We start from the raw sequence: 14,538 nt of genomic DNA on the forward strand, positions 1-14,538 counted from the left end.
TTTCATCCACAGGAAGCCGACTTGTCCACAGCGCGTGGATGAGCGATGAGGATCACACGGCGCGATACCGGGGCGGCCTGGAATCATGGAATAACGGACATACCGCATGGTTGTGCTCGGCGTCGGACTACCGAGCGCACGACGGGTCCGCGACCTGGCCGTTCGGCTCAGCCGCCCGATGTGCGGCCGCGCGGTGGCACCTCCCCCTGAGGTGCCCGCTCTGCCGAGACCCCTTGACGATCGTTCGGAGCCTCGATGCACTCGACCGCACTGGCCGCTGCCGCCGCCGAGCCGACCGGGTTCACCGGTTGGGTCGTCAGCGTGATGGAGACCCTCGGTGGTCCGGGCGCCGGACTGATCATCGCGTTGGAGAACGTGTTCCCACCGATCCCCAGCGAACTGATCCTGCCGCTGGCCGGGTTCACCGCCAGCCAAGGCGACATGAACATCGTCTCGGCGGTGCTGTGGACGACGATCGGGTCGGTCGTGGGCGCGCTGGTGCTCTACTGGCTAGGCGCGTCCCTAGGCCGGGAGCGGATGCGCCGGATCGCGGCGAAACTGCCGCTGGTCAAAGTCGCCGACGTGGACCGCACCGAGGCCTGGTTCGCCAAGCACGGCGTGAAAGCCGTGTTCCTCGGCCGGATGATCCCGCTGTTCCGCAGCTTCATCTCGCTGCCCGCGGGCGTGGAGAAGATGCCGCTGCCGACCTTCGTCCTGTTCACCGCCCTGGGCAGCCTGATCTGGAACACGCTGTTCGTGGTGGCCGGCTACCTCCTCGGCGAGAACTGGTACCTCGTCGAGCAGTACGCGGGCGTGGTGTCCAAGGTCGTGGTCGGCGCCGTCGTGCTCGCGATCGGCTACTTCATCGTGGCCCGCCTTCGCCGCGACCGGGCCGAACAGGACTTGGCCGACGACATCACCGAAGAATTCCCCCGCGTCGACCCCTCCGAAGACGCCACTCAACAACTCCCCCGAGTCCGCTGACCCCCAGACCCGCCCGGTCGTTTTGCTCGGGTGGTCGGGTGGCGGAACCTCAGCGGCTTCCTCGCTGCGGGATCTTTTTCCCAAGTGGCTCCGCCACGAGGAAAAAAGCCGTCCTCGCGAGGAAGCCGCTGAGAACCCGCCGGTGGTCGGCTTCTCGACGTGGGCTATGTACTTCGCACTTACAGGCACGGCCTTCGGCCGCGAGGCAGACTTCGCTCCGCTCGTCCACTGCACGGCTTCGCCACGAGCCACGGCCTACGGCCGCAAAGCAGGCGTGGCTTCGCCCGCCCACTGCACGGCTTCGCCGCAAAGGCATGGCCTACGGCCGCCAGGTAGGCGGGGCTTCGTCCATCCTGCTGCATGGTTTGCCGGGAGGTACGGCTGTTGGCCGTTAGGTAGGTAGGCGTGGCTTCGCTCGGCCTGTCGGCCCCGGATACGAAGCGGCCCCCGCACCTGGGTGCGGGGGCCGCTGGTCGGATCAACGATCCGAGATCACTCGTCGGAGGTGTTGTCCGAGGACGACTCGTCCGAGGAACCGCCCGAGGACGCCAGGTCCACCGGCGGCGAGTCCGGCACGGTCGACGGGCGCGGCTCACCGCGGAAGGTGAACACCGCCTCGTCGTCCTTGCCTTCGCCGTCCCAGTTCTCGACGTCGACGATGACGATCTGGCCGGCCTCGATCTCGCCGAACAGGATCTTCTCGGACAACCGGTCCTCGATGTCGCGCTGGATGGTGCGGCGCAGCGGCCGGGCACCCAGCACCGGGTCGAAGCCGCGCTTGGCGAGCAGCTTCTTCGCCTTCGTCGTGAGCTCCAGGGACATGTCCTTGCCCCGCAGCGCCTTCTCCACACGACCACCGAGCAGGTCGACCATCTGGATGATCTCGTTCTCGGTGAGCTGGTGGAAGACGATGACGTCGTCGATCCGGTTGAGGAACTCCGGACGGAAGTGCTTCTTCATCTCCTCGTTGACCTTGGACTTCATCCGCTCGTAGTTCGACTCGGACGAACTACCGGCGGAGAAGCCGAGGCCGACGGCCTTCGAGATGTCCTGCGTCCCGAGGTTCGAGGTGAAGATCAGCACCGTGTTCTTGAAGTCCACCGTGCGGCCCTGACCGTCGGTCAGCCGACCGTCCTCCAACACCTGCAGCAGCGTGTTGTAGATCTCCTGGTGGGCCTTCTCGATCTCGTCGAACAGGACCACCGAGAACGGCTTGCGGCGGACCTTCTCGGTGAGCTGACCGCCCTCTTCGTAGCCGACGTAGCCCGGAGGGGCACCGAACAGCCGCGACGCGGTGTAGCGGTCGTGGAACTCGCCCATGTCGATCTGCACGAGCGCGTCGTCGTCGCCGAACAGGAACTCCGCCAGCGCCTTCGACAGCTCCGTCTTACCCACACCGGACGGACCGGCGAAGATGAACGAGCCCGACGGGCGCTTCGGGTCCTTCAGACCGGCGCGCGTGCGGCGGATCGCCTGGGACACGGCCTTGACCGCGTCGTCCTGGCCGATGATCCGCTTGTGCAGCTCGTCCTCCATGCGGAGCAGACGGGTCGTCTCCTCCTCGGTGAGCTTGAAGACGGGGATGCCGGTCCAGTTGGCCAGCACCTCGGCGATCTGCTCGTCGTCGACTTCCGCGACGACGTCCAGGTCACCGGCCTTCCACTGGGTCTCGCGCTCCTCCTTCTGCCCGAGGAGCGTCTTCTCCTCGTCGCGGAGGCGCGCGGCGCGCTCGAAGTCCTGGCCGTCGATGGCCGACTCCTTGTCCCGGCGCACGTCGGCGATCTTCTCGTCGAACTCGCGCAGGTCCGGCGGAGCGGTCATCCGGCGGATGCGCATCCGGGCGCCGGCCTCGTCGATCAGGTCGATCGCCTTGTCCGGCAGGTAGCGGTCGTTGATGTACCGGTCCGCCAGCGTCGAGGCCGCGACCAGTGCGCCGTCGGTGATGGACACCCGGTGGTGCGCCTCGTACCGGTCGCGCAGGCCCTTGAGGATCTCGATGGTGTGTTCCAGCGAGGGCTCGCCGACCTGGATCGGCTGGAAGCGGCGCTCCAGCGCGGGGTCCTTCTCGACGTACTTGCGGTACTCCTCGAGCGTGGTGGCACCGATGGTCTGGAGCTCACCGCGGGCCAGCATCGGCTTGAGGATGCTCGCGGCGTCTATGGCGCCTTCTGCCGCTCCCGCTCCGACGAGGGTGTGGATCTCGTCGATGAACAGGATGATGTCGCCGCGGGTCTTGATCTCCTTGAGCACCTTCTTCAGGCGCTCCTCGAAGTCACCGCGGTAGCGGGAACCGGCGACCAGCGAGCCCAGGTCCAGCGTGTAGAGCTGCTTGTCCTTCAGCGTCTCGGGCACCTCGCCCTTGACGACCTTCTGCGCCAGGCCCTCGACGACGGCCGTCTTGCCGACGCCCGCCTCGCCGATGAGCACCGGGTTGTTCTTGGTGCGCCGCGAGAGCACCTGCATGATGCGCTCGATCTCCTTGTCCCGGCCGATGACCGGGTCGAGCTTCGACTCGCGCGCGCTCTGCGTCAGGTTCCGGCCGAACTGGTCCAGCACCAGCGACGACGACGGAGTGCCCTCACCACGACCGCCGGCCTCGGCGGGCTCCTTGCCCTGGTAGCCGGAGAGCAGCTGCAGCACCTGCTGGCGCACCCGGTTCAGGTCCGCGCCGAGCTTGACGAGCACCTGCGCGGCGACGCCCTCGCCCTCGCGGATCAGCCCGAGCAGAATGTGCTCGGTGCCGATGTAGTTGTGGCCGAGCTGCAACGCCTCCCGCAGCGACAGCTCCAGCACCTTCTTGGCCCGTGGGGTGAACGGGATGTGACCGCTCGGGGCCTGCTGGCCTTGGCCGATGATCTCCTCGACCTGCTGCCGCACGCCTTCCAGCGCGATCCCCAGCGACTCCAGCGCCTTAGCGGCGACACCCTCACCCTCGTGGATCAAGCCCAGGAGGATGTGCTCGGTGCCGATGTAGTTGTGGTTGAGCATCCGGGCCTCTTCTTGGGCCAGGACGACCACCCGCCTCGCGCGGTCGGTGAACCTCTCGAACATTCGCACTCCCTGACTGCTGCGCCGGCGGTGTTGTACCGGGACACGGCTCCTGCTCGCCGATGCCCGCGATGGGTTCAGCACTCTGGGGTCCACTGTAGTAGCCGCACCCCTGCGGAGTCCGGACCCGCTGGTAGCCCGCTGCACCCGTTCGCCGTCTTGCTTACCGTCCAACGAGCTGCTGGCCTGCGACATTCCATTCGGACACGATCGCGGGCCGATGTCCGCTCAGCGCGAACAAGGCCCGTTCCCGCAGGGCCAGCACACCCGTTCGGGTGTCCCCGGTCGATCTAATCTCGCACGCTGGACTTCGCTCTGCCACCGATAGGTACCACCATCGGAGTACCGGTCACCGGATCCGGGATCACCCGAGCGTTCAGTCCGAAAACGTCGGCGAGCAATTCCTCGGTGAGCACGTCGCCCGGCGCGCCCTCCGCGACGATCGCGCCGTCGCGCATCGCCACCAGCCGGTCCGCGTAGCGGGCCGCCAGGTTCAGGTCGTGCAGCACCATCACCACGGTCCGGCCGCTGTCGTCGTGCAGCCTGCCGATCAGGTCCAGCACCTCCACCTGGTGTGCCAGGTCCAGGTACGTCGTCGGCTCGTCCAGCAGCAGCAGGTCGGTGCCCTGCGCCAAGGCCATCGACAACCAGGCTCGCTGGCGCTGGCCGCCGGAGAGCTCGTCGACGGCGCGCTCGGCGAGGTCGCCGATGCCGGTCAGCTCCAGCGCCTCCGCCACGGCCCGCTCGTCGTCCGAGGACCACTGCCGGTACCAGGCCTGGTGCGGATGCCTGCCGCGCGCGACCAGGTCCGCGACCGTGAGGCCCTCCGGTGCCTGCGGCGACTGCGGCAGCAGGCCCAGCACGCGGGCGACCTCCTTCGTCGGCATCTTGTGGATCCGCTCGCCGTCCAGCAGCACCTGCCCGCCCTTCGGCGGCAGCAGCCGAGCCAGCGCGCGCAGCACCGTGGACTTGCCGCAGCCGTTCGGGCCGATGACGGCGGTGATCGTCCCGTCGAGCACGTCGATGTCCAGGCCGTCGACGACGACCCGATCGCCGTAGGCGAGCCGCAGCTCCCGCCCCTGGAGGCGCTGCCGCGGCGAGGCGGACTCGGCGTCCACCGCCTGGCTGGGTGTGGACACGGGTGAGGTCATGCGCGGTCCTCCCGGTACCGACGGATGAGCAGGTAGATCAGGTAAGGCGCACCCAAGATCGCGGTGACGATCCCCACCGGCATCTCGGCCGCCCCGAACGCCGTCCGGGACAGCAGGTCGGCCGCCACCACCAGCGCGCCGCCGAACACCAGCGACGCGACCAGCGGCGGCCGCGAGGACCGGGAAAGCCGCAGCGCGATCTGCGGTGCCGCGAGCGCCACGAACTGCACCGGGCCCGCCGCCGCCGTCGCGATCGAGGCCAGCACCACGGCCGCCAGCAGCAGCACGCCGCGCGCCAGGTTCACCCGCACCCCGATGCCGCGGACCGTGTCGTCGTCGAACTGCAGCGCGCCCAGCGAGTGCGCCCCCACCAAGGTCATCGGCAGCAGCACGGCCAGCGCGATCGCCGTCGGCACCACGTGGTCCCAGCCGCGGGCGTTGAGGCTGCCCGTCAGCCACACCATGGCCCGCCCGGCGTCGTTGACGTCGCCGACCGTGAGCAGCCAGTAGATGGCGTTGCCCGCCAGCGCGGTGATGCCCACGCCGACCAGCACGATCCGGTACGAGTCGACGCCGCCCCGGTACGCCAGCCCGTAGATCGCGAACCCGGCGAGCAGACCGCCGACGAGCGCCACCACCGGCAGGCCCACCGCCTCGGCCAGGCCGCCCAGCGCGCCCGCGGTGCCGCCGAACACGATCACCAGCACCGCCGCCGCGCCCGCACCCGAGGTGATGCCGAGCATGTCGGGGCTGGCCAGCGGGTTGCGCGCCACGGCCTGCGTGATCGCCCCCGCCAAGCCCAGCGCGGCGCCCACCAGCACCGCCGTCAGCGCCCGCGGCATCCGCAGGCCGAACACGACGTACTGGTCGGCGTAGTCACCGCCGCCGAACAGGGTGACCAGCACCTGCCCCGGGCTCAGCTGGTACTCGCCGAGGCCGATGTCGAGCAGCACGCCGCCCAGCAGCACCACCAGCCCGCCGAGCAGCACCAGCATTGGGCGCACCCGGAAGACCCCGGAGACGCGGCCGAGCCGCAGCGGCGATCGGCCGGGCACCTGCTGGGGGGCGTCGAGAACCCGTGTCACAACCGCACCAGCTTCCTGCGCCGCACCAACGCGATGAAGAACGGGGCGCCGACCATCGCCAGCATCACCCCGACCTGGACCTCCGCGGGCCGCGCGACCATCCGCCCCACGACGTCGGCCAGCAGCACCAGCGACGACCCCAGCAGCGCCGAGAACGGCAGCAGCCAGCGGTGGTCGGCCCCGGTGAAGTACCGCGCGATGTGCGGCACCACCAGGCCGACGAAGCTGATCGGCCCGCACACCGCGGCGGACGCGCCCACCAGCACCGCGATCGCCAGCACGCCGAGCCGCCGGGTCCACTGGACGCGGTGCCCGAGCCCGCGGGCGACGTCCTCGCCCAGCGCCAGCGCGTTGAGGCCGGAGGCGTTGGCCAGCCCCAGCACCAGCCCGGCCACGACGAACGGCAGCACCTGCCAGATCACGCCGGGGTCGGTGACGGCGATCGAGCCGACCTTCCAGAACCGGTAGGTGTCCAGGCTCTCCTGGTCGCTGAGCACCAGCGCCGAGGTCGGGGCCTGCAGCAGGGCGCTGATCGCCATGCCCGCCAGCGCCAGCGTCACCGGCGTCGCGCCCGCGCCGCCCATCGAGCCGATCGCGAACACCGCCAGCGCCCCCAGCAGCGCGCCGGCGAAGCCGAACCAGATGTAGCCGTAGAGGCTGCTGATGCCGAACGAGTACACGGCCAGCACCACGGCCAGCGCCGCGCCCTGGGTGATGCCGAGGATGCCGGGGTCGGCGATCGGGTTGCGGGTGTGGCCCTGCATCAGGGCGCCCGCGAGTCCCAGCGCGGCGCCGACCAGCACGCCGACGACGGTGCGCGGTAACCGCAGGTCCCAGACGATCAGCGAGTTCTCCGAGCCGGCCGGGGCGACCAGCGAGGTCCACACGTCGCCGAGCGGGATGGACTTCGCCCCGATCGCGACGCTGAGCAGGCAGCTGACGACGAGCACGCCGAACAGCACCGCCAAGCCCAGCAGCCTCCGTCTGCGGCGAGCTCCGAGCCGGGGCGCCGGTTCCGGCGCGGCCTCGCGCTCGGTGCCGGGCGGGCTCCCGACGGTTCCGCTGCGGCTCAAGGTCCCACTCCCCGCTCGTCCGGTCCGCCACTGGCCTCGAAGTTAGGTTAGGCCGCCCTAAGGCTAACCGACGGCCCCCGCCGGACGGACCGGTCCGCGGGAGGCGATGAGCGTTCCGCTCGTCACTTCCGGCGGCCCGGAGCGGGCGAGAACGCGTTTCCAGTTGATCAGCATCGATTCCGAAACGGATCAACCGAGGGATTTCCCTAGCTCGGGCGACTGATCGCCAGTAGCGCGACGGCAATCTTGCGGCGCACCCGGTCTCGCGAAGGATGAAATCCCGGTGGTTAGCGCCGAACGGAACGGAGGCTCATGAAACGCGCTCACGTAACACCCGCCGCAGCGATTTCACCGCGGGCCGCCGGATACCCCGGACGGCGATGTTCGCCGAAAACGCGGACGCCCCGACGTCCGGAAGTCCGGCGCCGGAACGGCGCGAAAAACGCCCCGCCGCGGAACATCATCGGCGCGGCACCGGCAAACGACCCGGGCGGCAAAACCGACCGGAGCGACAAACAGGGGCCCGGCGCGAACACCGAAGGTCACAATCCGATCTGCGAACGACGGCCGCGCCCGGCCCGGTCATCAGCATTCCTGGCGCGCGCGAACATCGGATCCGGTGCGGCTGGAAGGAAGATTCGGGATGCGGCATCCGGCGCAGCGGATCTGATCGCGCGAACGCGGCCGGCGATGACAGGGATCCGGATGTCCGCGTTCGGTGACCGCGCGTAGATCGGCGACTCCGCAACGCAGTGCGCGCCGATGCGGTGAAGTGTTCCGGGCCGGAGATCCGCGAACGATCCCGAACAACACGCAGGGGGCACCGGGAATCCCGGCACCCCCTGATCGCGTCAGTACGGCTTCAGTTCGCCTTGTGGTACTGGTCCACGATGTCCGCGGGGATCCGGCCCCGGTCCGAGACCTTCAGGCCGCGCTTGCGGGCCCATTCCCGGATGGCCTGGTTCTGCTCCCGATCCGCACTCGTGGAGCCGCCCGCGGCGCGACCGGCCGCGGCGGGACGCGGGCCGGGCTTCTTGCGACCTCCCGCGCGGCGAGCGCTGGAGACGTAGCCCGACAGCGCGTCGCGCAGCTCGCTCGCATTGTCGTTGGAAAGGTCGATCTGGTACGAGACGCCGTCCAACGCGAACTCGACCGTTTCATCGGCCTGGCCGCCGTCGAGATCGTCGACAAGCGTGACCGTAACCTTCTGCGCCATGATGGCAGTCCTCCCCGGAGTTTCCGCAATAAACGCCGATGACGGCGCGACTCTGCCGAGACCGCTCTGCCGAGAGCTTCCCGGGTCCGGCTCTCCGCCCCGGGCCACACCGACTGCCCTTACTGCACTTCCCGGCGGCCGCCCAATCCGAGCGCGCCACCGGGTACTCCGGTCGACCTTGCAGTGAGCCCTTCGGCCTTCTGCCGGGTTCGTCGGCCGGTGCTCGAGACGGCACTGTTCGAGCCGCCCCACGACCGACCTGATGGAGTTCGACAGAGTGAGACAGTGCCCAACAATAGCCGTCATCGAAGCCTTCACCGAACATTGTCACGGTCAGGTTAGCGCAGCCACTCCACAAACGCACTCACCCCGCCGAGGAAAAACCTAGGGGTCTCCCCGGATCGGGTCATTCCGGGCGTCCGGCTGAAGCGGATCGAGCACCGCGTTACGCACTCCGACGCACTACATCTGCGGTGCCGCCCCGACATTCCCGCACTCCGCGTCCACAACATTCCGCACTCATCGGCAAGCAGAAAGTGCGGACTCACCGCCCGGGACCTCGGTCGCCGCCGACTCTTCGACCGCCGCATCCCGCTCTCCCGGCAAGCCGACAAGAAGTATCGACCGCCGCGTCGCCGACTAGTCGTGAGCACTTAACGACGTCCGGCATCGGGATTCCGCTTTCCCACCGCCACCCCTCCGAGCGGGAACGACGCGTCGCGAAAAAGAACCGGACGGGCGGTTCTCCGGCGAGTCGGCGCTCCAGGAAGGGCGGTCAGCGGAAGTTGCGGTCGTAGACCAACCGCAGCCCGAGCAACGTCAGATCGGGCACGTGATGGGTGATCGTCTGGGATTCGGCGACCACCAGCGGCGCCAGACCACCCGTGGCCAGCACCACCGCCGTGCCGCCGTGGGTCGATTCCAGTTCGGCGACGATTCGCCGCACCAAGCCGTCCACCTGGCCCGCGAAGCCGTACAGGATCCCCGATTGCAGGCATTCCACGGTGTTCTTGCCGATGACCGAACGGGGCCGGGTGAGCTCCACTTTGCGCAACTGGGCGGCCCTGGAGGCCAGCGCGTCCAGCGAGATCTCCACACCCGGCGCGAACGCCCCGCCGAGGAACTCGCCCTTGGCTGAGATGACGTCGACGTTCGTGGAGGTGCCGAAATCGACCACCACGCAGTTCGTCGCGTGCAGGTGGTGCGCCGCCAGCGTGTTGATGACCCGGTCCGCGCCGACCTCCTTCGGGTTGTCGACCAGCAGCGGAACACCGGTGCGCACCCCCGGTTCCACCACGACGCGCGGAACGCCGTCCCAGTAGCGCCCGAGCATGACCCGCAGCTCGCGCAACAACGACGGGACGGTGGACAGCGCGGAGATGCCGGTGATCCGCTCGGCGTGCTCGCCGAGCAGCCCGCGCACCGTCAGCGCCATCTCGTCGGCCGTCATCCGCGGCTCGGTCCGCATCCGCCAATCCCGGACCAGGCCGCCCCCCGAGTCCTGCGACTCGGTGTCGTACAGGCCGAGGGTGATGTTCGTGTTGCCGACGTCCAGCGCGAGCAGCACCGGCTACCTCCCCGTTTCGCAGCGCACGGGCCCGGTCAGGCCTCGGGTGCGGCCAGCAGCGCGTCCAGCTTGGCGGCGTCGTCGGTCTCGGCCTCCTGCTGGGCCGTGGCGGCTCCGCTGGACAGGCCGGACCCCTCCGGCGCGGCGGCCGGGTCGACCCCGCGCTCCAGCACCGTGTTGTCGGCGTCGACGAAGATCACCTTCGGCTGGAAGGAACGCGCCTCCAGCTCGTCCATCACGCCGTAGGCGATGAGGATCACCAGGTCGCCCGGCTGCACCAGGTGCGCCGCGGCCCCGTTGATGCCGATCACCCCGGACCCGCGCTCGCCGGTGATCGCGTAGGTCTCCAAGCGGGCGCCGTTGGTGACGTCGACGATCGTGACCTGCTCGCCCTCCAGCAGATCGGCCGCGTCCATCAGCTCGGCGTCGATCGTCACCGACCCGACGTAGTGCAGGTCGGCCTGGGTGACCGTGGCCCGGTGGATCTTGGACTTGAGCATGGTGCGGAACATCGCGGACTACCTCCCCCACCGCCCGGAGCGGTCGGAATTCGAAGCCTGTACCTGTGGGTGCGGCGCACACCGGACGCGGCGCCGCGGGATCACTCCGGCGCCGGGCCCAGCTGCACGAGCGCGTTGTCGATGAGCCGCGTGTCGCCGACCTCCGCCGCCACCAGCAGCCGCGCCTCGCCCGCGTCCGGCACCGGGCCGAGCTCGACGTCACGCAGCTCCAGGTAGTCGACCCGCACCAGCGGCTCGGAATCCAGCACCGCGCGCGCCGCCGCCAGCACCGCGTCCGGACCCGCCGGACCCGCGTGCACGCCGGCCGCCATCGCCGCGGACAACCCCAGCGCCGCCTGCCGCTGCTCGTCCGAGAGGTAGGCGTTGCGCGACGACAGCGCCAGCCCGTCGGCCTGGCGCACGATCGGCACGCCCTGGATGCGGCTGTCGAAGTTCAAGTCCCGCGCCATCCGGCGGATCAGCACCAGCTGCTGGTAGTCCTTCTCCCCGAACAGCGCCAGATCTGGGCGCACGATGCCGATCAGCTTCGCCACGACGGTGAGCATCCCGTCGAAGTGCCCCGGCCTGCTCGCGCCCTCCAGCTGCTCCCCCAGCCCGCCCGCGGTGAGGCCGACCTGGCGGTCCGGGGCGTACATGTCCGCAGGTTCCGGCGCGAGCACCAGCTCCACGCCCTCCTCGCGGCACAGCTCCAAGTCGGCCTCGAACGAACGCGGATAGCGGTCGAGGTCCTCGCCGGGGCCGAACTGCAGCGGATTCACGAAGATCGACACGACGGTCACCGCGGCAGGCACCTTCCGGGCCGCGCGGATCAACTCCAGATGCCCCTCGTGCAGCGCGCCCATAGTCGGGACCAGCGTGATCGGGCGGCCCGTGGCGCGCAGCGCGCGCGTCACCTTCGCCAGCTCCGCCGGGCGGCGGTGCACCGTGAGCTCCCGCGCGGTGTAGCCGGGGCCCGCGCCCACGTTCTCGGCTGTGCTCATCGCTGCTCCTCGTCGAGCGCCTCGTGTACTTCGGTGACCGTTCGGGAATCGAGCAGACCGGCCTTCTCGGCGCGCTCCGCGGTCCGCTTCGCCATCGCCACGTACCCGGCCACCATCTCCGGCGCCGTCGCGCGCAGCGATCCCAGGTGCGCGCGGATCGTGGAGAGATCGCCGCGCGACACCGGCCCGGTCAAGCCCCGGTCGCCGAACCGCAGCGCGTTGTCCAGCGACGCGGACAGCACCGGCGCCAGCACCCGGTCCGGGATCTCGATCCCCGCCTGCCGCAGCAGGTCCGCGGCCTCGTCGACCAAGGTGATCAAGTGGTTCGCGCCGTGCGACAGGGCCGCGTGGTACAGCCGCCGGGACCCCTCCGGGACGCGGACCGGTTCACCGCCGAGCTCCAGCGCCAGCACCTCGCCGACGTTCCACGCCGCCTCGTCCTCCGGTGCCGTCACCGCCACGCACGCCGTCGCGAGCCGCTCCACGTCCTCGGCCCGGCCGGTGAAGGTCATCGCCGGGTGCAGCGCCAGCGTCAGCACGCCCAGCTCCGCGGCGGGCTCCAGCACGGCCGCGCCGTGCGCACCGCAGGTGTGCAGCAGGATCTGCCCGGAACGCAGCGAACCCGTCGCCGCCAAGCCGCGCACCAGACCGGGCAGCACGTCGTCGGGAACGGCGAGAACGACCAGATCGGCCGCGTCGGCGACCTCGTCGGGCGGGCGCACCGGCACCCCCGGCAGCAGCTCCTCCGCGCGGCGCAACGACGCGTCCGACACCGCGGACACCGCCACCACCTCGTGCCCGGCGCGCGTCAGCGCCGCCCCGAGCACCGCACCGACCCGGCCCGCGGACACCACTCCGACCCGCAGCCGAGGTCCTGCAGACATCGCCACGTCGTCCTCCCAACCGTTCCAGTCCCGCAGTCGGGTACCGGACAGCAGCGCGAGACTAGCCGTCGGGTTGTGCGGGGTGCTTGGTTGGGTGGTGAGAACCACCTGGGGTCGTTTTGCTCGGGTGGCCGGGTGGCGGAACCTCAGTCGGTCTCTCGCTGCGGGATCTTTTTCCCAAGTGGCTCCGCCACGAGGGAAAAGCTGTCCTCGCGAGAGACCGACTGAGAACCCGCGGGTGGTCGGCTTCCTGACGTGGGCTATTCGCTTCGCGAATACAGGCACGGCCTCCGGCCGCAACGCAGACTTCGCTTCGCTCGCCCAAGGCACGGCTTCGCCGCTAGGCACGGCCTACGGCCGCGAGGCAGGCGTGGCTTCGCCCGTCCAGAGCACGGCTCAGGTGGGGCTTCGTCCGCTCCAGCCGCACGGCTCGCTCGACACGGCCTTTGGCCCGGGGTCTCCCGTGCTGGCTACTGCCTCGGGGGGTGGGGTGGGGGGTTCTGGCGGTTCGGAGGTTGTTGCGGGGGGCGGCGCGAGGTGGGCTGGCCCGGTTGCTGGGGTGCCTGGTTGGGGTTCGGTTGAGGTGGGCGGTGTCCCGGGGCGGGGCGGGGCTGTTGCTGCTGCGGGGACTGCCGGGGGGTGGGCTGGCGCCGCTGGTCGGGCTGGGGGGCGAGGTCCGGGCGGGAGGACTCCGCGCGAGCCGCCTGCGGGCGCTCGGGCTGGGGCTGGGCGCTCTGCGGCTCGACGGGGCGCTGCGGGCGGGAACCGGGGCGGCGAACGCTCTGCGTCAGCTCGTGGATCTTCACCCGCGCCGTCTGGAACGCCTCCTGCGACCCCACCGCCGAACGACGGGCCGCCTTCAACTCCTCGATCAGCTGCTCCCGACGCGCTCGCCGCACCGCGCTCGTCGTGCGCCCCTCCGCGGCCCGGTGCTGCAGGAACGCCAGCTCCGTCACCGCGATCTGGTAGTCCCGCACGGCCTTCGCCGGCTCCGGCCCCGCGCTCTGGCGCACCTTGCGCAACCAGCCCTGGCGGCCCGCCAGCGACGCCAGCATCTCCACCTCGCTGCGCGGGATCAGCCCGGCGCGCTGCAGCACCGGGAGCTGGTCGGCGACGATGCGCTGCTCGCGCTTGCGCTGCCAGACCACCAGCCAGCCGGTGCCCGCGAAGATCGGCAGCATGATCAGGAAGTACACGTTGAGGAAGCCCGTGCCGCCCAGCAGCGTCGACGCGTTCCACGCGGCGTGCAGCACCACGGCCAGCACGAACCCCGCCGCCGGCCACAGCAGGCGCTTCGTCGTGTCCGTCGTCCGCGAAGCCAGCCCGATCCCGATGCCGACCATCGAAGTGAACAGCGGATGCGAGAACGGCGCCAAGATCCCGCGCAGGATGAACACCGCGACGACCCCGCCGGTGGCGCTGCCCCAGCCGCCCTCCGAGAAGGCCTTGCCGAAGTACAGGATGTTCTCGGTGAACGCGAAACCCGCCGCCGTCAAGCCCGCGTAGACGATGCCGTCGACGAGGCCGTTGAACTCCGACCGCCGCCAGAACCACAGCGACACCACGAACAGCGCCTTCGCGGCCTCCTCCACCAGCGGCGCCATCACGGCCCGCTCGAAGAAGACGTGCTCGCTGGGCCCGAACAGCAGCTCGCCCAACCCGATCACCGACCCGTTGAGCAGCAGCGAACAGCCGGTCGCCCCGCCCGCGCCCCACAAGAACGCGCCGAGCATCAACATCGGCGGCTCCGGTTCCCAACGGTCGATCCACACGATCGCGGCGAACACCACGCCGACCGGGATCAGCGCCGCCAGCGCGCCCACCAGCGCGGGCAGCACCCCCACCCTGGAGGTCGCGACACCCACCATGACCAGGCCGATGACGCCGAGCAGCAGCAGCCCGGCCACCGGCCAGCCGACCGCGGAGTGCTTGCGGGTCTGCAACCTGCGCGCGCCGGAGAGGTCGGGCACAGGACCGGGGAGATCAGGTGTGGACACGCCCGAAACCCTAGAACGCGACACTTCGCCCC

Annotated in this window: 11 protein-coding genes; 1 reads left to right on the forward strand and 10 read right to left on the reverse strand. The window is 70.3% G+C overall.

Annotation, left to right across the window (positions count from 1 at the left end; genetic code table 11):
* Positions 1-255 precede the first annotated feature (255 nt).
* Entirely contained in the window at positions 256-984 is a 729-nt protein-coding gene (locus BJ969_RS26585; protein WP_184483503.1) for a DedA family protein, read from the forward strand.
* Between the two features lie 492 nt (positions 985-1,476).
* Here BJ969_RS26585 and BJ969_RS26590 read toward each other — a convergent pair whose 3' ends face one another.
* The 10 genes from BJ969_RS26590 to BJ969_RS26635 all read right to left on the reverse strand — a co-directional run bounded on the left by BJ969_RS26590 (position 1,477) and on the right by BJ969_RS26635 (position 14,506).
* Entirely contained in the window at positions 1,477-4,035 is a 2,559-nt protein-coding gene (locus BJ969_RS26590) for an ATP-dependent Clp protease ATP-binding subunit (RefSeq protein WP_184483505.1), read from the reverse strand.
* A gap of 287 nt (positions 4,036-4,322) precedes the next feature.
* Entirely contained in the window at positions 4,323-5,183 is an 861-nt protein-coding gene (locus BJ969_RS26595; protein WP_184483507.1) for an ABC transporter ATP-binding protein, read from the reverse strand.
* Positions 5,180-6,268: a FecCD family ABC transporter permease gene (locus tag BJ969_RS26600; protein WP_343071606.1), complete on the reverse strand. Its 1,089-nt coding sequence runs from the start codon at positions 6,266-6,268 to the stop codon at positions 5,180-5,182. The genes BJ969_RS26595 and BJ969_RS26600 overlap by 4 nt, the downstream gene beginning before the upstream one ends.
* On the reverse strand, positions 6,265-7,341 hold the full coding sequence (locus BJ969_RS26605; RefSeq protein WP_184483509.1) for a FecCD family ABC transporter permease: 1,077 nt from the start codon (positions 7,339-7,341) through the stop codon (positions 6,265-6,267). The genes BJ969_RS26600 and BJ969_RS26605 overlap by 4 nt, the downstream gene beginning before the upstream one ends.
* Positions 7,342-8,203: 862 nt before the next feature.
* A complete protein-coding gene (locus tag BJ969_RS26610) occupies positions 8,204-8,557 on the reverse strand; it encodes a histone-like nucleoid-structuring protein Lsr2 (protein ID WP_184483511.1) in 354 nt (117 codons plus the stop codon).
* A gap of 775 nt (positions 8,558-9,332) precedes the next feature.
* Complete coding sequence (locus tag BJ969_RS26615) at positions 9,333-10,124, reverse strand: type III pantothenate kinase (protein WP_184483513.1); 792 nt, start codon at positions 10,122-10,124, stop codon at positions 9,333-9,335.
* Between the two features lie 35 nt (positions 10,125-10,159).
* Positions 10,160-10,636: an aspartate 1-decarboxylase gene (gene panD, locus BJ969_RS26620; protein WP_184483515.1), complete on the reverse strand. Its 477-nt coding sequence runs from the start codon at positions 10,634-10,636 to the stop codon at positions 10,160-10,162.
* A gap of 89 nt (positions 10,637-10,725) precedes the next feature.
* Positions 10,726-11,625, reverse strand: a complete 900-nt coding sequence (panC, locus tag BJ969_RS26625) for a pantoate--beta-alanine ligase (protein ID WP_184483517.1) — start codon at positions 11,623-11,625, stop codon at positions 10,726-10,728.
* Complete coding sequence (locus BJ969_RS26630) at positions 11,622-12,509, reverse strand: Rossmann-like and DUF2520 domain-containing protein (protein WP_184483519.1); 888 nt, start codon at positions 12,507-12,509, stop codon at positions 11,622-11,624. The genes panC and BJ969_RS26630 overlap by 4 nt, the downstream gene beginning before the upstream one ends.
* A 470-nt stretch (positions 12,510-12,979) precedes the next feature.
* Positions 12,980-14,506 carry a PrsW family glutamic-type intramembrane protease gene (locus tag BJ969_RS26635; RefSeq protein WP_184483521.1) on the reverse strand — a complete coding sequence of 509 codons (1,527 nt, stop codon included), beginning with the start codon at positions 14,504-14,506 and terminating at the stop codon, positions 12,980-12,982.
* Positions 14,507-14,538: the final 32 nt, after the last annotated feature.

The organism is Saccharopolyspora gloriosae, assembly GCF_014203325.1.
In the GTDB taxonomy this organism is placed as follows: domain Bacteria; phylum Actinomycetota; class Actinomycetes; order Mycobacteriales; family Pseudonocardiaceae; genus Saccharopolyspora_C; species Saccharopolyspora_C gloriosae.

Excerpts from the sequence above, each read along its gene's own strand:
- panD (WP_184483515.1), bottom strand. The coding sequence starts at position 10,636 with ATGTTCCGCACCATGCTCAAGTCCAAGATCCACCGGGCCACGGTCACC.
- BJ969_RS26590 (WP_184483505.1), bottom strand. The coding sequence starts at position 4,035 with ATGTTCGAGAGGTTCACCGACCGCGCGAGGCGGGTGGTCGTCCTGGCC.
- BJ969_RS26585 (WP_184483503.1), top strand. The coding sequence starts at position 256 with ATGCACTCGACCGCACTGGCCGCTGCCGCCGCCGAGCCGACCGGGTTC.
- BJ969_RS26630 (WP_184483519.1), bottom strand. The coding sequence starts at position 12,509 with ATGTCTGCAGGACCTCGGCTGCGGGTCGGAGTGGTGTCCGCGGGCCGG.
- BJ969_RS26595 (WP_184483507.1), bottom strand. The coding sequence starts at position 5,183 with ATGACCTCACCCGTGTCCACACCCAGCCAGGCGGTGGACGCCGAGTCC.
- BJ969_RS26610 (WP_184483511.1), bottom strand. The coding sequence starts at position 8,557 with ATGGCGCAGAAGGTTACGGTCACGCTTGTCGACGATCTCGACGGCGGC.
- panC (WP_184483517.1), bottom strand. The coding sequence starts at position 11,625 with ATGAGCACAGCCGAGAACGTGGGCGCGGGCCCCGGCTACACCGCGCGG.